This is a genomic window from Acinetobacter pullicarnis (genome assembly GCF_006352475.1).
Lineage (GTDB): Bacteria > Pseudomonadota > Gammaproteobacteria > Pseudomonadales > Moraxellaceae > Acinetobacter > Acinetobacter pullicarnis.
Genome location: NZ_VCMZ01000001.1, coordinates 503028 through 524842 on the forward strand (window position 1 = coordinate 503028; position 21815 = coordinate 524842).

A 21815-nucleotide genomic window follows, 5' to 3' on the forward strand; every position below is an offset into this window, starting at 1 on the left:
TAAAATATAATGAAATAATTGTTTTTGAAGGGTTTCTAACTATTTTATTGATTTATATTTGAACAGTAAGTCAAAAAAAATGGCACATTGATTTAGCGCGTTGAGTGAAGTATCTATTTAAAAATCAGTTGTTTGTTGCTTTTAAGTGGGCTGTTTTACGGTTGTGGGCTAAGGCGAGTGTATCTGTGTTAACTAAGGCTAAAGTCGTAGATTGGGTCTTGTGGTCTAACTAAGTCGTCAGCGCCGATAATTAATAAATAATTGAAATAAGGCTATTCGGTTGGGGATGTCAGCTGCTCTTATTCCAGATTTCATAAAAAGCGGATTCAGATATAAGATAGCGCATTAATGATTCATAATGAAAAACATAAGATGCCACTCATTTTTAATCGTTATAAAAAATATATTTTATGGAGCACGTTGATTGTGCTCTGTGTGCTGATTTTAATTCCAGCCATACATTTACTGCGTACCAAGCTCAATCAACAACTGCCGCAAGTGCCATTGGCAGCAGGTTATAGCAATGATGCCAGTCAGTTAAACTTAACCAAAGTTTATAAAGTCGTGGATATTCCAGCAGAACCAGAAGCCATGCGAGCGCAAATACGCGCGTTACTCAGTGAAGCCAAAGCCAAGCATTTAAAAGTATCGATTGCAGGTGCGCAGCACAGTATGGGTGGGCACAGCATTTATCCCGATGGGATTGTGTTGAATATGCTGCCTTATAAACAGATGCAGTTTGATCCGCAAAGCAATATTTTAAGTATTGGTTCTGGGGCATTATGGCAGGATGCGATTGCCTATTTAGATGGTTATGGAAAATCGATTGCGGTGATGCAATCTTTTAGTAATTTTTCGATTGGCGGTTCGATGAGTGTTAATGGGCATGGCTGGCAAAAGAATTCACCACCACTGTCATCGAGTGTGATTTCTTTTACTCTAATGAATGCTCAAGGTGAAATCTTAAATTGTAGTCGGACTGAAAATCCTGAACTTTTTAAATTGGCGCTCGGTGGCTATGGTTTATTTGGAGTGATTTTAGATGTAAAACTGAAGGTGGTTGATAATGCGGCTTTGAATTTTCATTCAGTTGCAGTAGACCCAGCAGATTTTGTCGCTCAATATCAACGCTACGTCACAGATAATCCCAAAGTGCAGTTTGCTTATGGGCGTTTGCGTATTTCCAATAAGCATTTTTTAGAGCAGGCCAGTTTAAATTATTTTGAGCAAAGCCCTGAAAAACCAGCCAGCTTAGATGCACAGCGCAACAGTAATACTGAATTAAAGCGGATTGTATTTCGGGGTTCGGCAGACAGTGAATATGGAAAACGACTGCGCTGGGATCTAGAAAGTAGCCTTAATAAAGTCATCCCATTGTCTGTATTTAGTCGCAACGAAATCTTAGATGAACATGCATCCCTTATCGAGAATAAAGATCCAAACTCTACTGATTTATTACATGAGTATTTTATTCCAGAGCAAAATCTAAGTTCGTTTATAAAACAAATCAAACCGATTTTGCAGGCTTCAAAAATAGATTTACTCAATATCACCTTGCGTGAGGTGAAACCTGATCATGATGCCTTTATGAATTATGCACGGGAGCCAGTATTTGGTTTGGTGTTTTTATTTAATCAGCAGAAAAATCCCGCACAAGAACAGGAAATGCAACGACTCACCAATCAATTGTTTGAGGTGGCCATTCAAAATAAGGGAACCTTTTATTTACCTTATCGTTTGCATATTAGCCGCGAGAACATGCGCTTGGCCTATCCGCAAGCTGATCAGTTTTTCCAGTTAAAGCAGAAATATGATCCGAGTGAAATTTTTAATAATCAGTTCTATCTGCATTATCGTTGATCGTGAATGAATTTTTTTCATGAGATGGCTTGGGGTTTAGTAAAATCAAGCCAATCAACGTTATCATCTTTTTATATGCTTATATAAAAAGATGATTTTGAATCATAGAGGCTTATGTTTATGATTCAATTCATTTTAATCATCTAGATGAAGTGTCATGACAAATTCAAAAATTCTTCACGTTCGTTCCGCAACCACGTGGACCTCTGGTGTCGCTTCTGTTTCAACGATTCGTAATTTTGCACCCATCATCATGGATGAACCGACTTCTCTAGGGGGGCAAGATACTGGTGCAAATCCTTTGGAGTATTTGACGGCTGCATTGAATGGTTGTAAAGCAGTGATGATTCCTTTAATTGCGCAAGAATTAAAGTTTGAATTTACTGCATTGCGTTTTGAAACGCATGGCACCATCGATTTACGTGGGTTATATGGCGTTGCAGGAATATCATCACACTTTCAAACGCTCAGCTTTATTGTTTACATTGAAACGGATGAATCTGAGCAGCGCTTAAATCAGCTAAAGAACTTGGTTGCAACACGTTGCCCAATTTATAATTTGATTAAAGATGCGGGTGTGAAAATTGAAACGGTTTGGCATCGTCAAGCCATTGCTGCTGTCGTTTAATCAAACGTGCTTTTAAATTAAAAGGGATAAAAAAACCACGAGCGTTACAGGGAGTTTAGGCTGGTGGTTAATGTTGTTTGGTTCGTTATAGAGGATGTTTAGCGTTTGTATTGCTGTTCATCGTAGACGGTGCGTATATTTATTGGCTCGGCAGTCGAAGTCAGTTTTAAATTTTGTTTCGGTATGACAAACCATAAAATTAAATAAACCAAGATGCCTGGGAAACCAGCACTAAAAATAGAAATTAAAACAAAGACAATACGTAATATTGTGACATCCCAACCAAAACGTTCCGCAATACCGCCCATCACGCCAGCGATCATCTTGTGTTGATTAGAACGGTATAGCCCGTTATTTCTCATGTAAATCTCCTCGATCTCTCGTTGTTGTGGTTGGATGTAGCTGAATTGCTTTGTATCATTCAGTATAAGTTTAATAATGGCGACATTTTTTAAATTTTAAAGCCAATATTACAATGAACTTTGGCTTTATTTACATATATCTGAGATTTATCAGGGGATAGATAATCTAAATAAATACATGTACTGTTTAATAAACACGGATTAATGCCAGAGATAAATGTATATTTCATCAATATATTTTGTAAATTTGTAAATAAGTTCCGTAAATGATTGATGAAAAGTTAAAACTCAATAGGATGATGATTAGATCAAATGGTCAATTAAAAAATTATTGAGACATCCCGCTATTTGGTGAGCAAAATATGCGTACTTTTTATTTTCGTTTTAGCTGTGCCTTGGGTTTGAGTATTTTACTCGTATTCCTCACAGCTTGTGAGCGTAGACAAAGTACGTCGCTGTCTGAACTTAAGCGAAATCAAGAGCAAAGCGCAGCAGCAGCCAAGCAAGCTAAAGCATTGCCAGACAATGGTGGTGGAGTAACACTGATTGATGTTGTAAGCCAGTCAGCCGTGCCAAAGTATCATCATGAGCCTCAGGCGCATCAGCACAGCAGTCGAGCCTCTGAACAACAATTACAGTACGTTGGGCGCTATCACACCGAAATGAGCTGTGCAGACTCTCTGTTGCAATGTGAAGATGGGAATGTCGATTATATTTTAAATTTGCTCCCAGACGGCAGTGCACATCGCAGTATCGTTCATTTGGGTCGGGTTTATAGTGTGAAAACGGGGATTGTGAAAACCTACCGCAAAGACTCATGGAGTTATGATGCTGAATCGAATGAGATTATTGTGCATTTGATTGAAGGGGCGGACTTAATTTATCAGATTGGACTACAGCAGGATTTAATTCTGGCTTTGGATAAGACCTTAAATAAAAATAAGATCAATAATGATTTTTTTGAAAATAGATATCCGTTACCAAGTTATGCTTATCACCTTAAAAAAGATACACCTGCTGAAAAGTAAGTAAGGTGGCTGTATGTGTTGACGGATCAGTCTAGATCATTCAAATATCATGCATAAAAAAAGCCTATCTAGAAGATAGGCTTTTTCGAATTTGGTGGGTCGTCCGCGATTCGAACGCGGGACCAATGGATTAAAAGTCCACTGCTCTACCGACTGAGCTAACGACCCATAACAGTATCAAATTAAGTGGTGGGTCGTCCGCGATTCGAACGCGGGACCAATGGATTAAAAGTCCACTGCTCTACCGACTGAGCTAACGACCCAACTCGTTTTGATGTTGCGTATTGTAGCAACATCTCAAACGAGCGCAAGTAGAAATTATCAAACTTTGTTGTGTTTGATTATAAATAGCGCAATTTAATGCTCTAAACGTCAAAAAATAACCAAATATGCTTTAAAACCGATACTTATAGTTGCTGATGTTGTCTAAAATTTCAGCATCAATTGCACAGTAGGCGGTTGCATTGGGGAGAAGGACCAAGATTTTATCGCTGGTTTTTGCGGGATCGAAGCCTTCTTCCTTCAATTTATTTTTTTGATACTTAAACGTTGCCGTTGTTTCGGCTGCTTTTTGTACACGTAAAAACACGGGAACGGCATAAGTCGGGAGATGTTGCTTAAATAAGCTCACCATTTGGGTTAAGTCTTGCACGTTAAGCTGTTCACCTTCATGCAATGTGATGGCTGCCATGCCAGCACGACCATTGGTATGTGGGATTTCAACCCCATACACCACAGCTTCGGCAATTTTTTCATAGTCGCTACAGATATTTTCGACTTGGGTGGTGGAAACATTTTCACCTCTCCAGCGGAAGGTATCTCCTAAGCGGTCAACAAATTGTGCATGACGGAAGCCGATGTCACGGACTAAATCGCCACTCATAAAATAAGCATCTCCCTGATGGAACACATTTTTCATGGTTACTGCGCGATTTTTTTCCGGATCGCTATAGCCATCAAAAGGTGAACGACGGGTAATTTTTCCAATCAGTAAGCCCACTTCACCTTTTTTGACGCGAATGCAATTGCCTTTGGCATCGCGCACCGCTTCATTTTTATCTTTATCAAACTGCACAATGGCATAAGGCGTTGGTGAGAAGCCGACAGTATTGTCAAAGTTGAAAACATTGCTGAAACCAACATTGCCTTCACTGGATGCGTAGAGTTCTAAAATTTCTTCAATTGCAAAGCGTTGTTTGAATTTATTCCAGATGTTTGGACGCATGCCATTGCCAATCATTTTGCGAACACGATGTTTACGATCAAGTTCTGAGGCAGGTGCATCCATCAAATAACGACATAATTCACCAACATAGCCAATGGCAGAGGCATCGAATTTTTTAACATCGCTCCAAAAAGCCGAAGTTGAATATTTACGACGAATGGCGAGGGCTGCACCGCCTGCAATGGCGCTACACCAACACACCACCATGCCAGTGGCATGGTAAAGCGGTAATGTGCAATACATGACATCGGTTTGGTTTAGGTTGAGCACATGACCATAAGTACCATAGGCCAAGGTCCAGCGGCTATTGGTAAAAGTGACGGCTTTAGGCAGGCCAGTTGTACCAGAGGTGTAGATGTAAAATAGCCCATCTTTACCTTTAACGGTTTGCGTGGTTGGTACATTAAACTTTGGAAAGTGGGTGATTTGCGTGGCGAGGTTAATAAAGCCAGCAGGCGCTTGTCCTGGCGTAATCAGCGTGTATTGATCTGCAAACCAATGTAGTCGGTCATCTGCTACTAAAAGCGCTTCACGCACTTCCTGTATGGCTTGATGGCATTCATCGCCCACAATCACAGCAAATGGTTTTACCAGATTAATGCTGTGCGCCAAAACTTGACCGCTTTGTGAAGTATTGAGCAGTGCTGAAATCACACCAATTTTGGCCAGTGCAATCACAGTCGCAAGCAATTCACTGCGATTTTCCATCATGATGGCAATCACATCGCCTTTGCGTGTACCAATCGATAAATAATAGTGCGCAATTTGATTGGCCCATTCATTGAGGGCTTGATAGCTAAATCGCTGTTCTTCGAACAAGAGTGCAGTGGCTTGTGGGTGCTTTTTAACAGCCTTTTCAAAGGCTAAAGCTAAGCCTGCAGGTGTATTGGGTGTACGTAAATATGCTTGTCTTAACCCCGTCAATAAATTTGGAACTTTGTTGATAAATTTTGGCAGCTTAGCAGCCACATCTGCGAGGCCAATGAGGTCGCTTTGTGTTGTTTGGCTCATATGAATCCTATTTTATTTTGCTCATCCAATTAAAGGTTTGAGTCTCATATTCGAAACTCATCGCCCAACCTGCATTTTTAAGACGAATCGTCTAGTGCAAACAACCTAATCTGCCCAAAATAACAAAAAAAACCTAGTCACCGAAATGACTAGGTTTTAGAAAGTGACTTAAATTAAGCGAATTGTTATTCAGCCACTGGGGTTACTTTTTTTGGTGGACGGCCACGTGGACGACGCGGACGTGCAGGTAGTTTGTCTCCATCTGCCGCAAGTGCTTCACTTTCGTCTTGGCTGGCTTCTGGTGCTAAAGCTAAGTCAGGCTGTTTTGGCTCTGCTTTTGCTTTTGCGGTTTGTGCACGAGTCTTCGCTGGCGTCGCTGCTTTTTCAGCCTTAACAACGGGTGCAATCACTTCGGCTTCAACTTCAGCTGCGACTGGAGTTTCCTCAGCGACAACAACAGCAGGGCTAGACTCAACTGTTGTTTCAATTGGCGTCACGACCGGTGCTACAGTGGTGTCGACCGTGTCAGCGACAACGATTTCGGCTGGTACAACAACGGTTTCAGGCGCAGTAATCGTCTCTGGTGCTGCTGTTACGACGTCTGCTGCTTCAGTCACGACTTCAACCGGTGCTGTTTGCGCGATGGCTGATGCTTGAACTTGCTTTGCTTGTTCAAAAGCTTGTTCTGCAGCCATTTTTGCAAGACGACGACGCTCACGAGGATCGTTCGCAACGCGGTTTTCAGCACTTGGTGATGGTGGGGTTAAGTCAAGAACTGCAGCAGGTGCCACTTCAAGCTGTGCTTTGGTCACAACAGCATCACGTGTTACAGGCGCTTGCTCTGCTTCAGCTGGACTGTTGACTTCAGTTGCGGTCGCGATCGTCGCTGCATACTCATCAGTGAACTTGATTAACGCACGGTTGAAGGTCGGGATTAAGCCGAATTGTTCGATCAATACCGAGCAGTCTTCACCATAAACATGACGAATCAAGCTACCTACGGTGTATTTTGCAAGTGACGGTACTTGAGAAGGATTTAGCTTCGCAACGGTTGCCGTTTTTGCTTTTGGCAAATCGCGTTGGCGACGACGTGCACGTGGATCATTGCTGGCACGTACGGCTGGTTGCTGTGGATCTTGCGCAACCTCTTTCTCAACCACAACTGGTTTTTTAACTTCAGTTGGACGTGGTTCGACGACAGGAGCTGGAGCAACTGGACGAGTTGCGGTCTCAACGCGCGGCTGTTGTACCGGTGTAGCAACCGAGTTTAAGGCAACAATTTCACTTTGCTGTTGATCAACATTAATGACCAATGCAGTGGTGAGCGCTTCATGACGTGGAACATCAATCATGGCAACAACAGGTTGTTGTGGATCATTTACAACAGGTGTAGTCGCTACGTTTGATGGCGCTTGCTCATTGAAAACAGTTTGATCGCGTTGACGAGTTGGACGTTGAGGACGCTGTGGGCTATTGCGGTCACGGCGTGGGACAACGTTTTCAGTCGGTGCGTCAAATTGTTGCTCATTGTTTTGCTGGCGTCTTTGAGGGCGCTTTTGATCGCGCTGCTCTTGACGAGCATCTTGACGAGCGTCCTGACGCTGATCTTGACGTGAGTCCTGACGCTGATCTTGGCGTGAGTCTTGACGCTGATCTTGGCGCGAGTCCTGACGCTGATCTTGGCGCGAGTCCTGACGTTGATCTTGGCGCGAGTCCTGACGTTGATCTTGGCGTGAGTCCTGACGTTGATCTTGGCGTGAGTCTTGACGCTGATCTTGGCGTGAATCTACGCGTTGTTCTGAACGTGAACTCTGTAGGTTCTCATCGACGTTCGAATCAACGTTTTGATCGCGTGGTTCTTTTTGCTTGGTGCGTTTTTTATTGTTGTTACGCGGGTTGCGCTCGTCTTTTTCAACAGATCGCTCTGGAAATTCACGTGGCTCAGTTTTTGCGTTGTTCGCGCTGATATAAGCATTGTTTTGCTCACTCACTTGAACCTGTTCACGCCCCGTTGCAGGATTGACTTGCCCAAATTGACCACGGCTAACGGCACCGTTGTTAATCATTTGTTCAATCGCAGCTGCTGCATTGTTTGCATTACGGTTTTGATCTGTTGTGCTGGCTTGTTTTTGTACAAACAAGTTTTCTAACCATGCGCAAGGACTGCTGCTATTGGTGGCTTGTGCCACTGGTGCAGCCACAGCTTTGCTGGCGTGTTGCTGTTGTGCTGCCACAGCTGGTTTTTTATTTGCTGGCGCTGCTGCTTGTGCAGTTGCTGGAGCAATTTGTGCACTATTTTCTTCTTCTAAATGCCATTCTGATGAAGCATAGCCCAGTTCTTTTTCGCTAGAGCGAGTTGCTTCTGTGCGTTCATAACTGGTTGGTGCGAAACCATCCGGATTATAAGAAATTTGATAATGTGGTGTTTCTAAATGCGGGTGCGGTAGCACGGTCACACGAACACCTGAAGATTGCTCTAAATACACCAAAGTATGACGTTTTTCATTGAGCAAGAAAGCTGCAATTTCAACAGGAACTTCGACTTGAACTTCACCACGACGTTCGCGTAATGCAATTTCTTCTACTTTACGCATAATCGAAAGCGAAAGTGAGCGTAAGTCACGCACCATGCCAGTACCGTGGCAACGTGGGCAAACATAACCAGTCGCTTCTTCAAGCGATGGGCGTAAACGTTGGCGACTCATTTCCATTAAACCGAAACGAGACAATTGGCCGAACTGAATGCGTGCACGGTCACTTTGAGTGGCTTCACGTAATTTCGCTTCAACCATACGTTGATTGCGTTCTTTGCTCATGTCGATGAAATCGATCACCACCAAACCACCGATATCACGCAAACGAAGTTGACGGGCAATTTCTTCGGCTGCTTCTAGGTTGGTGCTGAGTGCAGTTTCTTCAACATCATGGCCACGTGTTGATTTGGCTGAGTTGATATCGATTGAAACCAACGCTTCGGTTTGGTCAATAACGATTGAACCACCTGAAGGAAGTTTTACTTCACGCTCATAAGCCGTTTGAATTTGGCTTTCAATTGCAAAGTGTGCAAATAAAGGCTCATTTAAAGTATAGGTTTTGAGTTTGTCTAATTGATTTGGCATCACTGCTTTTACGAAGTTATAGGCTTCGTTATAAGCTTGCTCATTGTCAATTAAGATTTCTGTCACATCATCACGTAAATAGTCACGGATAGCGCGAGTGACAACGCCAGCTTCTTGGTGTACCAACATTGGCGAAGGGCCGCTATTGGTTGTGCTTTGGATTTGCGTCCAAAGGTCAAGCAAGTGTTGTAAGTCAAGTTGTAATTCTTCTTGAGTACGACCAATACCTGCAGTACGTACAATTACGCTCATGCCACGTGGGACATTGAGGGAAGCTAACATTTCTTTTAATTCGTCGCGGACTGCGCCAGAAATTTGACGGCTAATGCCACCACCTTTCGGGTTGTTTGGCATAAGGACCAAATAACGTCCAGCCAATGAGATAAAGGTCGAAAGGGCTGCACCTTTATTACCGCGCTCTTCTTTCTCAACTTGGACTAAAAGCTCAGTGCCTTCGGTAATCAATTCGCGAATATTTGAGGTTTGACGTGGGTCAGCTTTGTAATACGAGTTAGCAATTTCTCGCATCGATAAAAAACCTTGACGCCCAGCACCATATTCAACGAATACAGCTTCAAGCGATGGTTCTACGCGAGTCACATGACCTTTGTAGATATTGGCTTTTTTTTGTTCACGGGTACGATTTTCTAAATCAAAATCGTAAAGACGGTGACCAGTAATAAGTGCAACGCGAACTTCTTCGGCATGTGTTGCATTGATCAACATACGTTTCATGGGTGTAACACCTAATAGTGATTCACACCAACAAATTGTTTTAAGCAGATTTGCGGACATCTTTGAAGATGAAACAACACTCAATCACATTTACTTACCGTGCAATTTTTGAGTATAGCGGCCTTTATGGCTTTGCTTTGATTCACCTATAAATGTAGGCAAGTCCACTTTAATCTGACTTCGATTAAAGTTCCCAATATTTTCACTGAAACTTCAAGCGGTGCATTAGATGCGTTACTTTCACTGTACTTTGTTCGAAGATCAACTGCATGATAGGCAGTATGTCTTGATACGGAATGATCGTCGTATCTTTACAATGGCACAGTTCCAATGCCTCAAACGCTTGTGTTCTGAAAACTCTTGGTCACAATTTGGCTGATGTGGATCAGTTTACTTTTAAAAACCAACATCGAAGTTGGCAACATAATGTTTTTCAACATGTCGATTTATGTGCAAAAGCACAATTAAACGCAACAGTTTGTGTTTTTGCCGATATAATAAAGCCTTCGGCGTCGGCATATTCTTTGGGGACCTTTCCGCGTAAAAAACGAGTGGCTGGATTAGTACTGAATTTCATTTATTTTGAAATGTCTAAAAAGCGACTCTATTACGGTGGTATCCGTTGCCCGACTATAGCAAACCTTCGATCATCTGCCTATGGGGTAAGCTTAGTTTTCTTGTGAAAAACATCATCTAAGTGATCAATTTTCAATCAAATTTAATTTTTATAGCTCTGAGTAACTGTATGGATTCTACACAGCAATGGCAAAGTGTCACTTGGTTTGAAGTCGACGAACATCAAGTCGGTCAGCGCATTGATAACTTTTTATTTAGCCGTCTCAAAGGGGTGCCTAAAAGCCGAATCTATCGCTTAATGCGTGAGGGTCAGGTGCGTATCAATAAAAAAAGAATCAAAGCAGAAACCAAATTGGTGCTAGGTGATCAAATCCGTGTAGCACCAATTCGCTATGAACAAAAAGAAGAAACCGATGTTCCAGTGTCCGATAAAGTTGCACAAAGTCTGTTAAATCGCATTGTTTATGAAGATGAAGGCTTATTGGTGATCAATAAACCCTCAGGCATTGCGGTGCATGGCGGCAGCGGCGTGGCGTATGGTCTCATTGAGGCCTTGCGTGCAGCGACAGGTAAAAAGTATTTAGAACTGATTCATCGTATTGACCGTGATACCTCTGGGTTGGTGATGATCAGTAAAAAGCGCAGTACTTTAAAAACGCTACAAGACTTGTTGCGTGAACATAAGATCCAAAAAACCTATGCTGCGATTGTAAAAGGTCAGGTCGCCCTCGATAAACAATTGATTGATGCACCTTTGTTGCGTTACGAGTTGTCTAATGGTGAGCGTCGTGTGCGCATTGCCAAAGAAGGTAAGCCAAGCCAGACCCAGTGGAAAGTAAAAGAACGTTTTCGTCATGGGACCTTGGTTTATGCCTCACCATTGTCGGGCCGAACCCATCAGATTCGTGTACATGGTCTAAGTATTGGTCATCCCTTGATTGGTGATGATAAGTACGGTCATCAGACCGAATATAAAGGACCTGCACCGCGTCGCCTGTGTTTACATGCAATGCGCCTTGATATTCCTGGTTTTCCTGTGATTGAAGCACCATTGCCTGAAGATATGCAAAGCTTGGTCGCGCAATTAAGAGCGCAGTCACAATGAGTCTAGATGTTGATGTTGCTGTGGCTGTGCAACAGGAGCGCGAAATCAATCCGAGTGTTGACCCAATTCAATTGGTTATTTTTGATTGGGATGGCACTTTGTATAATTCGGTTGGCCAGATTGTAAAAAGTCTACATTTTGCTGCACAGCAATTTCAGCAACCGTTAACCGATGATGCTGCCAAAAGCATTATTGGTTTGGGCTTGCCTGAGGTGATGCAGGTTTTATTTCCACAAGCACCTGAATTACATCAAGGCATACTTGAATCCTATTCCCGTCACTATGCAGAAAATTCAGCCGACGATCGTTGGTTTGATGGTGTGGCGGAACTGCTACAGGATCTAAAGCAGCAAGGCGTGCAATTGGCTGTGGCGACCGGAAAAAGTCGTCGTGGCTTAGATCGTGTGCTGAATCATACCGATAGTCATGATTTATTTGTGACCACCCGTGCCGCCAGTGAGACCAAATCGAAGCCCGATCCATGCATGCTTGAAGAGATTCTGGCCGAAACAGGTATTGCTGTAGAGCAAGCTGTGATGGTTGGCGATACGTCTTATGATCTTGAGATGGCAAGAAATCTTGGAATGAAAAGCATCGGTGTTGGCTATGGTGTGCATCCAGTAGAGTCGCTTGCACAGTTTGCTCCGCTTAATATTGTGGCCGATGTTGCAGCCTTGCATGACTACCTTAATCAATTGCTACAAAGTCACCGTACTGTGCTTGCACAGGGGTAAAGCATTTAATCATTTGGTTTATTGCAAACAATAAGGTCGTTGCTTAAGCAGCGACCTTATTGTTTGGGTAAAATAAAAAAATCAGCAGACTCATGGATGAATCAAGTTGCTGTCGTCGACGCTAAAGACGATCTGGGCACTAATAGTTATCAGCTATCCTAGTTCATATAATAAGTATTGGTATTCAACGCCTAAATTCACGATTCTTAAATTGTTTATATACACCTCTGTTTTCAAGGGACTGCTTCGATTGAGCGATCAAAACAGGACAGCTCAGCTGCACATTCATATTCAAAAATTGCATATGCAGGATGCTAGCCACTTATTTTATTGAATCTCTCATTGATGCTTAAACCATCGTTGCAGCTTCCTGTGCCGGTGAAGTCTTTATTGCATTTGAAAGGCTTTCCCCATTGAAAACATGATTGTTTTTATTTGCAGTTTAAGGAAACGTTGATGTCGAATTCTACGCTGATTGAATCAGTTGCCTTGGCCTTGAGACAAGCCACGCATCATCAGGCTGCGATTGCTCCCGTTCGTGCTGAACTTGGTGGTGAATATGCAGACTTGGATGCTGCTTATGCTGTTCAAGAAATCAATACGCAAGCCGCTTTAGGGCAGGGTCGTCGCTTGGTTGGACGGAAAATCGGGCTGACGTCAAAAGTCGTGCAAACCCAGTTGGGGGTTGATCAGCCTGATTTTGGAATGTTATTTGCCGATATGGCTTATGGCGATGGTGAAAGCATTGCAATAGATCAGTTTATTCAGCCCAAAGTTGAAGCTGAAATTGCCTTGGTGTTGCAACACGATCTTGATAAGGCGCAGCACAACTATGCCGATATTATCAGTGCGACCGCCTATGCCTTGGCTGCAATTGAAATTGTTGATAGCCGCATTGAAAACTGGAAAATCTCGATTATTGATACCGTTGCGGACAATGCGTCTTCAGCGGCCTTTGTATTGGGTTCACGTCCAGTCAAGCTGGAAAACTTGGATTTACTCAATTGCAAAATGCAGATGACCCGTGGTGATGAGGTGGTTTCACAGGGGACTGGGCGTGCTTGTTTGGGCAACCCATTGAATGCTGCGGTGTGGTTGGCAGATGAAATGGTACGTCGTGGTCGTCCACTGCGTGCGGGAGATTTGATTTTGACCGGAGCACTGGGACCCATGGTGGTGGTGCAAGCGGGTGATGTATTTAAGGTTGAGATCGAAGGATTGGGTGAGCTCAGTGCGGTATTCGCTGCGGCATCGAATTGATGGAACCAGAAAAGAGAATCGCTAAATGAAAAAGATAAAATGCGCCTTAATTGGCCCAGGCAATATTGGTACAGATTTACTGTATAAATTACAACGTAGTGAAATTTTAGAGCCAGTCTGGATGGTGGGGATCGATCCGCAGTCTGAAGGCTTGCTTCGTGCAGCGCAAATGGGCTTAAAAACCACCAGTGATGGGGTGGATGGCTTGTTGCCACACGTTTTGGCGGATGAAGTGCAAATTGCATTTGATGCGACATCGGCTTATGTGCATGCGGAAAATAGTCGTAAGCTCAATGAACTTGGCGTATTGATGATTGATCTCACGCCTGCTGCAATCGGTCCTTTCTGTGTACCACCAGTGAATTTGAATGCCTTATTAGATGCTGGACAAGTACCCAATGTGAATATGGTGACTTGTGGTGGACAAGCCACCATTCCTATGGTTGCGGCAATTTCACAAGTACAGCCGGTTGCTTATGCAGAGATTATTGCAACGGTATCGACCAAGTCGGTTGGGCCGGGAACACGTAAAAACATTGATGAATTCACTCGAACCACGGCAGGGGCGATTGAGCAGGTGGGCGGTGCCAAGCAAGGCAAGGCCATTATTATTATCAATCCGGCTGAGCCGCCATTAATGATGCGCGACACGGTGCATTGTTTGGTTGAAGGTGAGCCAGATCAAGCTGCGATTACCGCATCCGTCCACGCCATGATTGCCCAAGTACAGCAATATGTACCCGGCTATCGCTTGGTGAATGGCCCGATCTTTGAAGATAATCGTGTTTCGGTGTATTTGGAAGTTCAGGGTCTTGGTGATTTCTTACCTGTTTATGCCGGTAATCTCGACATTATGACCGCTGCTGCTGCGCGCACTGCGGAAATGTTTGCTGAACGTCTTGTGAAACGTGCTGAGGAGTCTGCGCATGTCTAAAATTATTGTGCACGATATGACCTTGCGTGATGGTATGCATCCACAACGTCATCAAACAAGTATTGAACAAATGATTGCCATTTCAACTGCTTTAGACCAAGCAGGGGTGCCACTGATTGAAGTGACACATGGTGATGGCTTGGGTGGTTCGTCAGTGAACTATGGTTTTGCGGCCGCGACGGATGAGCAGTATCTGACTGCGGTGGTGCCGCGCATGCAGCAGGCTAAAATTTCAGCTTTACTGATTCCGGGAATTGGCACGGTCGACCATTTAAAAATGGCGCATGAGATTGGGGTGAGTACCATTCGTGTCGCCACGCACTGTACGGAAGCGGACGTGTCCGAGCAACACATCCATACGGCACGACAGTTGGGGATGGATACGGTTGGTTTCTTAATGTTGGCACATATGGCTACACCTGCGCAGCTGTTGCAAGAAGCTGAAAAAATGGTGTCCTATGGTGCTAACTGTATTTATGTCACCGACTCTGCTGGCTATATGTTGCCGCAAGATGTGACGGATCGTGTTGCAGCTTTACGCCAAAGTCTAGATGCCAAAATTGAAATTGGTTTTCATGGGCATCATAACTTGGGCATGGGAGTGGCTAACACCGTGGCCGCAGTTGATGCTGGGGCGACTCGGGTGGACTTGGCGGCGGCTGGTTTAGGGGCAGGTGCAGGCAATACACCACTTGAACTGTTTATTGCCGTTGCCAATCGTATGGGCTTGGAAACGGGTGTCGATCTGTTTAAGGTTCAAGATATTGCAGAAGACTTGGTGATTCCAATGATGCTCAATCCGATTCGTGCGGATCGCGATGCAGCGACGCTGGGGTATGCTGGGGTGTATTCATCGTTCTTATTGTTTGCTAAACGTGCAGAAGCAAAATATGGGGTTTCAGCACGTGAAATCTTAATGGAGCTTGGTCGTCGCGGCACCGTGGGCGGTCAGGAAGATATGATCGAAGATCTCGCTTTGACCATGTCTAAAGCCAAGGCAGCACAAAGCTAAGTCGCGGTAAGACATTTGGGAATTGACGCCAGTTCGCGGTATGCGAACTGGCGTTTTTTTATTTGTGGCTAGTGCATGAGTAAATGTTGTTTGAAAATATTGAGGAACGTCACGACTCAATTTGGACGGGACGTGCTTAGGATTTAAACAAAGCTGATGTTGCTGTTTTAATGGGGAGAAGAGGGCGGGATTGATATAAAACAGCGATATGAAAATGTAAGATAAGTATTAGTGTATAGGGTGATTTTTACGACTCATATAAAAAATAGATGCTAAGGGGTGAAGTCTGAATAAATACGCTTTGAAGCATGTTGAAATATAAGGGTTTATCTTTTTTAATATGGTTTTTTCTTGTCAATTAAACTTTAGTCTAGCTATTGCGGTTTTTTACATAATGTAACTATTTGCATGGGGTTAAGACAAAGGAAAGTCGACATGGATCATCAAATCAAAGATCAAAAAAACACTTCGCCAATCACCGTACTTATCTGCTTTATCATTGCAGTGATTGAAGGAGCAGATTTACAGGCAGCAGGTATTGCTGCTTCAGGTATTAAACAGTATTTCGCGTTAAGCCCAGAGCAACTGGGTATCTTTTTTAGTGCAGGCATTTTAGGCCTCTTACCGGGAACGGTATTGGGTGGACGCTATGCCGACAAAGTCGGGCGTAAAAAAGTCCTGATTTGGTCAGTCGCAATATTTGCAGTATTTACGCTCATGACCGTTTGGGTCAACTCCTTCTATAGCTTACTTGCCGTGCGTTTTTTGGCTGGCGTTGGCATGGGCGCAGCTTTACCTAATTTGATTACTTTGGCTTCAGAAGCCACGACAGCTGAAAACCGAGGTCGAGCAGTTGGCTTGATGTATTGCGGTATGCCAGTTGGTGCCTTGTTGTTGTCAACATGGTCTGCTTTTGATCAAAGCGGTGACTGGAAAACCGTATTCTATTTAGGCGGTATCTTGCCATTATTGGCGATTCCTTTAATGATTTATTGCCTCCCGGAATCGAAAGAATACCTACAGTCCGTTAAAGACAAAGTTGCCAATAAAGTAAAAGAAGCCGGTTTTAAAGTAATTTTCAGTGCACCGTATATTGCTCGCACTTTATTACTTTGGGTGAGCTATTTCTTCACCTTAATGGTGGTTTATATTATGTTGAGCTGGTTGCCTTCATTATTTATGGAATTGGGCTTCAGTCGTCAACAAGGCAGTATGGCGCAAGTATTCTTTATGATCGGTGCTTTCTTTGGAACCGTTATACTTGGAATACTCATTGATCGCTGGAATAAAGTGCTGGTCATTGGCATGATGTATTTGGGGATATTGGCTGGATTACTCTGTTTAAATGCAGCAACCACACTGACAACGATTTATATGGCAGCGGCATTAACAGGAACATTTACCATTGGTGGGCAGGGCGTATTATATGCCTACGGCAGTTTTGTTTATCCAGCACATTTAAGAGGAACAGGTGTGGGGGCTGCTTCTGCAGTTGGCCGCGTTGGTGCGATGTTGGGGCCGACAGTTGCAGGGATGATTATTGCTTCAGGTGCTGGTGCATCAGGCGTCTTTACTGCCGCGATTCCAGGTATTGTGTTGGCAGCGATCATTATGATGTTGCTGTCAAGAAAGCTTGAGAAACCGCAACAGCTGAATCCTGCAAACCAAGCCGTTTCATCATAAGTTCTATCCCTTGTATGAGGTTAAGAAGTGACTTCGAATGATTCGAGGTGACTTCTTGGTTTTGAAGCAAATCGAATGATTTGTTTCAGCATTTTAAGGAAGATGAATCATGCTGGCTTTAAGACATTTAAGGTATTTTTTGAGTATTTGTGAAGAAAAAAGTTTTGTTTCTGCCGCAAGAAAACTCAATACCGTACAGTCCTCGCTCAGTCAACAAATGAAAGATTTGGAAGATTATATTGGGGTTGAATTATTTGAACGCAGTGGTCGGGTGTTCAAGCTCAGCAAAGCGGGTGAAGTATTTTTAGTAGAAGCCCGAAAAACACTGGTTGAAGCTGAAAAGGCACGTAACTATGCCAAAAAGCTCAATGCGAAATATGCCACTGTAAAAATCGGGGTGCTGAATGGGGTAGAAGTTAAAATCCCCAATATTATTTTAGATGCGATCAAGGACCAAGCCGCTTCGGTTAAAGTTGAGTTAATTAGCGATACGGGTCCCGTACTCATTAAAAAACTCGAAAAGGGGGAGATTGATTTAGCCTTCACTCGCAATAATATTCAAAATGAAGAAATGGGCAGCCTAGAGTGTTTGGAAGAAGACCTCTGGTTGGTCTTGCCTAAAAACCATCCATTGAATAAGTACTCTTATATTCCCTTAAAAGAATTGAATGGCGTCGATTTTCTGTTGCCCGCTGAAACGCATGCACCCGAATTAAGAGCACTGGTCTTGGAGATTATGGCGAAAAACAATATCAAGTTAAATGTAGTGATGGAATCAGAAAATGCTTTTGTCACCATGAGCTATGTCAATATGGGCATGGGAGTTTCAATTTTGCCTGACTTTATTCATGGTATTGCCACCAGTAATACAGTCATTAAAAAGTTTACCAATATTAATCCCAAGATTAAGCTGTATCTCAATTATAAAAACACCAAAAATACCGCATCATTGGATACTTTAATTGAAAACTTTAAGAAAATGAAAAATCGCTAGCAGCCTGTGAGTTTGCTTTGCCCAACTGTATAAGCCTCCTCGCGAATATTGGCAAGGAGGCTTATACAGTTAAGGTGATGATTGAATCAAGCGTTGAACGGTTTATTTAAAGGTCCAGGTATAGTCAATATTGACGCGGGTTTCATCTGCGGGTTTAAACGATGCATTTTGGGCAAAGTTATTGTCATACATGGCATAACGCGCTCTTAAACCTAAGCCTTTGAGCATGCCTGTTTGTAGGGTGTATTGCAGATCAAAATCCCAAGAATCCTCTTTAAGCTTAGTGCCACCCAAATGGGGCAGATCGATATGACTGCCTTTGTTGTAACGGGTCATAAACTTCAGACCGGGTAAGTAATCCTTAAAGTCATAGTCATAGCGTAGGCCATAAACCTGTTCTTTGGGGTTTAAAAAATCGGTACTCCAACCATCAATAAAAATCAGCACCTCACCACCAGATAAATAGGGATGTGCAGTATCACCATAGTTTTGCATGGTACTGAAAGTAAGCGTGTGATTATTGTGATTCAGTCCTAAATTGGCAGTTGCAAGCGTATTGTCTATTTTACCTGCACGTGCTTGACCATTTTCACTGCTGTTCCAAAGTCGAATATCCGTGATCAACTTACTCTGATCATTAAGTGCCATATTATTTTTAAAGGTGAATGCCGTTTGATTATAAATATCCTCGGCTACTCCATAATATAAGCCGACTTGGGTGTTTTTAGAGAGATTGTATTTTCCACCAGCAAAGGAAAAAGAATCTGTTTCTGCCATTTTAAAGCGGCCATTAAATGCAGTATTGGTCATCTTTTCATAATTGGTTGAATCGCGATGATTCACCTTGTTGATATAACCCGCAACCAAATCAAAATCTGAGAGTGCTTGGCTTTGCAGCATGCCCCCTAAAAAGGTTTGTGGCAGTAATCGAGAGGGTGAGCTAAAGATTACAGGCGTCCACGGCTGCAAAGTACCCAGTTTAACCTCGGTTTTTTGATATTTAACTTTGGCCGTTACCCCAATTTCACTGGCCGTTTTGGAGCGCTCACGGGTCTTTGGATCTGTGGGTAATAAACCACTGCCAAGATATTTTTCATCTCCTTGCAGTTTCACTGAGGTTAGCGTTTGTACATCTAAACCAAAGCCAACTGTGCCTGGGGTATAACCCGATTGAATGTTGAGTATAAAACCTTGGGCCCAGTCCTTGGCACCCGGTATGGCTTTAAAATCAGTAAAGTCTCGATCTAAATAAAAGTTGCGTGTGGTCAGTTTTACTGAACTGTCATCAATAAAACTATTGGCGTGGCTATAAATACTAAACGTCGAAATGATGAGTAGTGAAAGTTGAGTTTTGTTCATTGTTCGTTCCTAAACAGATGATTAAAAAGTCCTTTTAACTTTTAATTAAATTATAAACAGGCAATTTTTTAATACTAATTCATATTAAAGATGCTGGTTTTTATAATCGTTATAACTGTTTTTTTGCGATGAGTTTATGAGGTGTTTATTTGAGAGTGCTGTTTGTGAATTCTAATTTTTCTGTTTTATTTTATTATAAAAAAGCCCGCCTTATATTAAGGCGAGCGCTGGAAACAGATTGGAACTATTTTAACCATTCTATTTGGAAATTGTATTTAACAACCGTGCTGTTTTAAGTAGTTGCAGATAATCGTATTAAATTCTTCCGATTTTTCCACTTGAGACCAATGACCACATTGATTGAAAATATGCGCATCGGCATGTGGCACTGTATTTAAAATATCCCAACTACGACTAACAGGAATCACCACATCTTGGACGCCATGGATTAACAAAACGGGGAGGTCGATATTTTTCATTTTTTCAAAGTCGAGTGGTAATGCAAAACGATCACGATCACGTGCGCCCACCACTTCTAATAAACGGTCTGAGGCAAAATCATTTTTTGCGGCTTCAAAGCGGACTTTGACCAATTCATCGGTGATCAGTGTTTTGTCGACCACAAACATTTCGAGGGTTTTTTTAATACCCGCAAGTGATAACTCAGGATTGGCATGTTGTTTTAAGGCTGCGGTTTGTTTGGCGCCACCTGTGCCCATCGACACAATACCGAGCAGACGTTCAGGATAATCGAGTGCCATTTGAAAAGCCAACCAACCGCCCAATGAGTTACCGACCACCCAGGTTTTTTCAATACCAGCTTTATCTAAAAAGCGAATCGCATGCTCAACCCACGCTTTAATACCGTATGCGGTCCCATCGGCAACCACAGTTTGACCGTAGCCAATGGAGTCAATGGCATAGCAATGCCCAACTTCAGCAATCTGGTTTAGGTTTAACCACCAGTTCGCCGCAGCAGAAACGCCAGTCCCTGAACCATGTAAAAAGAGAATCGGTGCACCAGCACCCACCTCATGATAATGGGTTAGTTCGCCAGGGGCAGTTTCTAACCATTGATCTTCGAGGCCGAAAAATGCATCAGTTTTATAATTTGGAACGTCCATAGCGCACATATAAGGTCCTTTCAGTTGCGAATAGGCAAGGGGGAGATATCCATAGAATTTGGATACAGTTTCTCCAACGAGATAGCAGCATCATGGTTTAATCTAAAAAATTTCACTAATATAATTTATGAGCCGAGTCATCGTTTTAAAATCTTAAAAAGCATGACTCGGCTTAGGTTTTTAGATTCTGCTCTGAATCGACTGAATGAACTTTTCGATATTTTTTAGATTATTTTTGCTGTTATAGCTCATAAATAAGTCGAGTAAGGGCAACTCAATACTGAGTGGTCGTGTGGTAATGTTGTTTTGGTTTTGAATAATCGGCTCGATATAACAAGGTAAAATCGCACAACCGAGCCCCATATTGACCGAGTTAATATTAAATAAAATATTGCCTGCATGTTGAATCAGATTGAACTTGATATTATTTTTTTTGGCAAAATGCATCACCGATTTATGTAAGGTTGGTGCATGTTCAATCGATGCAATAATCAGAGCTTCATTATTGAGGGTTTCAACGGGAATGACTTCATATCGACACAGCGGATGATCTTTTGGCAGTAAGAAAATCATTTTTTCTCTGAAAATTAAGTTACTACTGATTTGGTCGGTATTAATATTTTCTCGTAAAAAACCAATGTCGATGCTGCCCGATTTTAATGCATCTAGCTGTTCAAGCTCATTCATACTCTGCAATGAGATTTTTAAATGTGGGTTTTCAAATCGAAGATTGGGCAAAATAACGGGGAAGACTTTTAGCTCAGCCACAGGGACAAAGCCAATCTTTAAACAATTGCTTTGTTCATTGGCGACTTGTTGGGTTTTTTTAATGGTTAACTCTGCTTGCGCTAAAGTCGCTTGGGCATAAGGTAAAAAATTAAGCCCTTCTTCGGTGAGCTCAACTTTACGCTTGGTACGATTAAATAATTTAATTTCTAATTTTTCTTCTAAATACTTAATTTGCTGACTCAGTGATGGTTGTGCGGTAAATAATCTTTGCGCGGCTTTACTGAAATTTAGCTCTTCAGCAACAGTCACAAAATAACGAAGATGACGTAATTCCATT

The 21815-nt window shown here is 42.6% G+C and carries 16 protein-coding genes and 2 tRNA genes; 10 read left to right on the forward strand and 8 right to left on the reverse strand.

The window, feature by feature from the left end:
- Positions 1-372 precede the first annotated feature (372 nt).
- Together FD716_RS02160 and FD716_RS02165 are read left to right on the forward strand one after the other, a co-directional pair.
- A complete protein-coding gene (locus FD716_RS02160; protein WP_171476978.1) occupies positions 373-1860 on the forward strand; it encodes an FAD-binding protein in 1488 nt (495 codons plus the stop codon).
- Between the two features lie 157 nt (positions 1861-2017).
- Positions 2018-2488: an OsmC family protein gene (locus tag FD716_RS02165; RefSeq protein WP_139850730.1), complete on the forward strand. Its 471-nt coding sequence runs from the start codon at positions 2018-2020 to the stop codon at positions 2486-2488.
- 98 nt (positions 2489-2586) lie between these two features.
- Here the strand turns inward: FD716_RS02165 and FD716_RS02170 are convergent, their stop codons facing one another.
- Entirely contained in the window at positions 2587-2850 is a 264-nt protein-coding gene (locus FD716_RS02170) for a PspC domain-containing protein (RefSeq protein WP_139850731.1), read from the reverse strand.
- 362 nt (positions 2851-3212) lie between these two features.
- On the opposite strand from FD716_RS02170, the gene FD716_RS02175 reads away from it, so the two are divergent.
- Entirely contained in the window at positions 3213-3878 is a 666-nt protein-coding gene (locus tag FD716_RS02175; protein ID WP_139850732.1) for a hypothetical protein, read from the forward strand.
- A gap of 92 nt (positions 3879-3970) precedes the next feature.
- On the opposite strand, the gene FD716_RS02180 is transcribed toward FD716_RS02175, so the two are convergent.
- The 4 genes from FD716_RS02180 to FD716_RS02195 all read right to left on the reverse strand — a co-directional run bounded on the left by FD716_RS02180 (position 3971) and on the right by FD716_RS02195 (position 9968).
- Positions 3971-4046: transfer RNA gene (locus FD716_RS02180), tRNA-Lys, on the reverse strand.
- Positions 4047-4065: 19 nt separating this feature from the next.
- Positions 4066-4141, reverse strand: a tRNA-Lys gene (locus FD716_RS02185).
- A gap of 131 nt (positions 4142-4272) precedes the next feature.
- On the reverse strand, positions 4273-6114 hold the full coding sequence (locus tag FD716_RS02190; protein ID WP_139850733.1) for a long-chain-acyl-CoA synthetase: 1842 nt from the start codon (positions 6112-6114) through the stop codon (positions 4273-4275).
- 185 nt (positions 6115-6299) lie between these two features.
- The gene (locus tag FD716_RS02195) at positions 6300-9968 is read right to left on the reverse strand and encodes an Rne/Rng family ribonuclease (RefSeq protein ID WP_139850734.1); all 3669 of its coding nucleotides are present in this window, start codon (positions 9966-9968) and stop codon (positions 6300-6302) included.
- 745 nt (positions 9969-10713) lie between these two features.
- Here FD716_RS02195 and FD716_RS02205 point away from each other — a divergent pair.
- The 7 genes from FD716_RS02205 (at position 10714) to FD716_RS02235 (ending at position 18266) form a co-directional block, all read left to right on the forward strand.
- Positions 10714-11649, forward strand: a complete 936-nt coding sequence (locus FD716_RS02205) for an RluA family pseudouridine synthase (protein ID WP_139850735.1) — start codon at positions 10714-10716, stop codon at positions 11647-11649.
- On the forward strand, positions 11646-12383 hold the full coding sequence (locus tag FD716_RS02210; protein WP_139850736.1) for an HAD-IIIA family hydrolase: 738 nt from the start codon (positions 11646-11648) through the stop codon (positions 12381-12383). The genes FD716_RS02205 and FD716_RS02210 overlap by 4 nt, the downstream gene beginning before the upstream one ends.
- A 456-nt stretch (positions 12384-12839) precedes the next feature.
- Positions 12840-13643, forward strand: coding sequence for a 2-keto-4-pentenoate hydratase (gene mhpD / locus FD716_RS02215; protein WP_139850737.1), 804 nt, complete (start codon positions 12840-12842; stop codon positions 13641-13643).
- A 25-nt stretch (positions 13644-13668) separates the two neighbouring features.
- Positions 13669-14577 (forward strand): acetaldehyde dehydrogenase (acetylating), encoded by a 909-nt coding sequence (locus FD716_RS02220; RefSeq protein ID WP_139850738.1) that lies wholly within the window; start codon positions 13669-13671, stop codon positions 14575-14577.
- A complete protein-coding gene (dmpG, locus tag FD716_RS02225) occupies positions 14570-15589 on the forward strand; it encodes a 4-hydroxy-2-oxovalerate aldolase (protein ID WP_139850739.1) in 1020 nt (339 codons plus the stop codon). Before FD716_RS02220 ends, dmpG begins: the two co-directional genes overlap by 8 nt.
- A gap of 435 nt (positions 15590-16024) precedes the next feature.
- Positions 16025-17272, forward strand: a complete 1248-nt coding sequence (gene mhpT, locus FD716_RS02230) for a 3-(3-hydroxy-phenyl)propionate transporter MhpT (RefSeq protein WP_139850740.1) — start codon at positions 16025-16027, stop codon at positions 17270-17272.
- 109 nt (positions 17273-17381) lie between these two features.
- The gene (locus FD716_RS02235) at positions 17382-18266 is read left to right on the forward strand and encodes a LysR substrate-binding domain-containing protein (protein ID WP_139850741.1); all 885 of its coding nucleotides are present in this window, start codon (positions 17382-17384) and stop codon (positions 18264-18266) included.
- Between the two features lie 102 nt (positions 18267-18368).
- On the opposite strand, the gene FD716_RS02240 is transcribed toward FD716_RS02235, so the two are convergent.
- From FD716_RS02240 to FD716_RS02250, 3 genes are all read right to left on the reverse strand, one after another.
- A complete protein-coding gene (locus tag FD716_RS02240; protein ID WP_139850742.1) occupies positions 18369-19625 on the reverse strand; it encodes an OprD family outer membrane porin in 1257 nt (418 codons plus the stop codon).
- Between the two features lie 275 nt (positions 19626-19900).
- The gene (locus tag FD716_RS02245; RefSeq protein WP_139850743.1) at positions 19901-20758 is read right to left on the reverse strand and encodes an alpha/beta fold hydrolase; all 858 of its coding nucleotides are present in this window, start codon (positions 20756-20758) and stop codon (positions 19901-19903) included.
- Positions 20759-20929: 171 nt separating this feature from the next.
- Positions 20930-21814 (reverse strand): LysR substrate-binding domain-containing protein, encoded by an 885-nt coding sequence (locus tag FD716_RS02250; RefSeq protein WP_139850744.1) that lies wholly within the window; start codon positions 21812-21814, stop codon positions 20930-20932.
- Position 21815: the final 1 nt, after the last annotated feature.

Coding starts and splice junctions, on each gene's coding strand:
- FD716_RS02195 (WP_139850734.1), bottom strand. CDS start 9,968: ATGAAACGTATGTTGATCAATGCAACACATGCCGAAGAAGTTCGCGTT.
- FD716_RS02205 (WP_139850735.1), top strand. CDS start 10,714: ATGGATTCTACACAGCAATGGCAAAGTGTCACTTGGTTTGAAGTCGAC.
- dmpG (WP_139850739.1), top strand. CDS start 14,570: ATGTCTAAAATTATTGTGCACGATATGACCTTGCGTGATGGTATGCAT.
- FD716_RS02240 (WP_139850742.1), bottom strand. CDS start 19,625: ATGAACAAAACTCAACTTTCACTACTCATCATTTCGACGTTTAGTATT.
- FD716_RS02175 (WP_139850732.1), top strand. CDS start 3,213: ATGCGTACTTTTTATTTTCGTTTTAGCTGTGCCTTGGGTTTGAGTATT.
- FD716_RS02190 (WP_139850733.1), bottom strand. CDS start 6,114: ATGAGCCAAACAACACAAAGCGACCTCATTGGCCTCGCAGATGTGGCT.
- FD716_RS02165 (WP_139850730.1), top strand. CDS start 2,018: ATGACAAATTCAAAAATTCTTCACGTTCGTTCCGCAACCACGTGGACC.
- mhpD (WP_139850737.1), top strand. CDS start 12,840: ATGTCGAATTCTACGCTGATTGAATCAGTTGCCTTGGCCTTGAGACAA.
- FD716_RS02245 (WP_139850743.1), bottom strand. CDS start 20,758: ATGTGCGCTATGGACGTTCCAAATTATAAAACTGATGCATTTTTCGGC.
- FD716_RS02235 (WP_139850741.1), top strand. CDS start 17,382: ATGCTGGCTTTAAGACATTTAAGGTATTTTTTGAGTATTTGTGAAGAA.
- mhpT (WP_139850740.1), top strand. CDS start 16,025: ATGGATCATCAAATCAAAGATCAAAAAAACACTTCGCCAATCACCGTA.
- FD716_RS02210 (WP_139850736.1), top strand. CDS start 11,646: ATGAGTCTAGATGTTGATGTTGCTGTGGCTGTGCAACAGGAGCGCGAA.
- FD716_RS02250 (WP_139850744.1), bottom strand. CDS start 21,814: ATGGAATTACGTCATCTTCGTTATTTTGTGACTGTTGCTGAAGAGCTA.
- FD716_RS02160 (WP_171476978.1), top strand. CDS start 373: ATGCCACTCATTTTTAATCGTTATAAAAAATATATTTTATGGAGCACG.
- FD716_RS02220 (WP_139850738.1), top strand. CDS start 13,669: ATGAAAAAGATAAAATGCGCCTTAATTGGCCCAGGCAATATTGGTACA.
- FD716_RS02170 (WP_139850731.1), bottom strand. CDS start 2,850: ATGAGAAATAACGGGCTATACCGTTCTAATCAACACAAGATGATCGCT.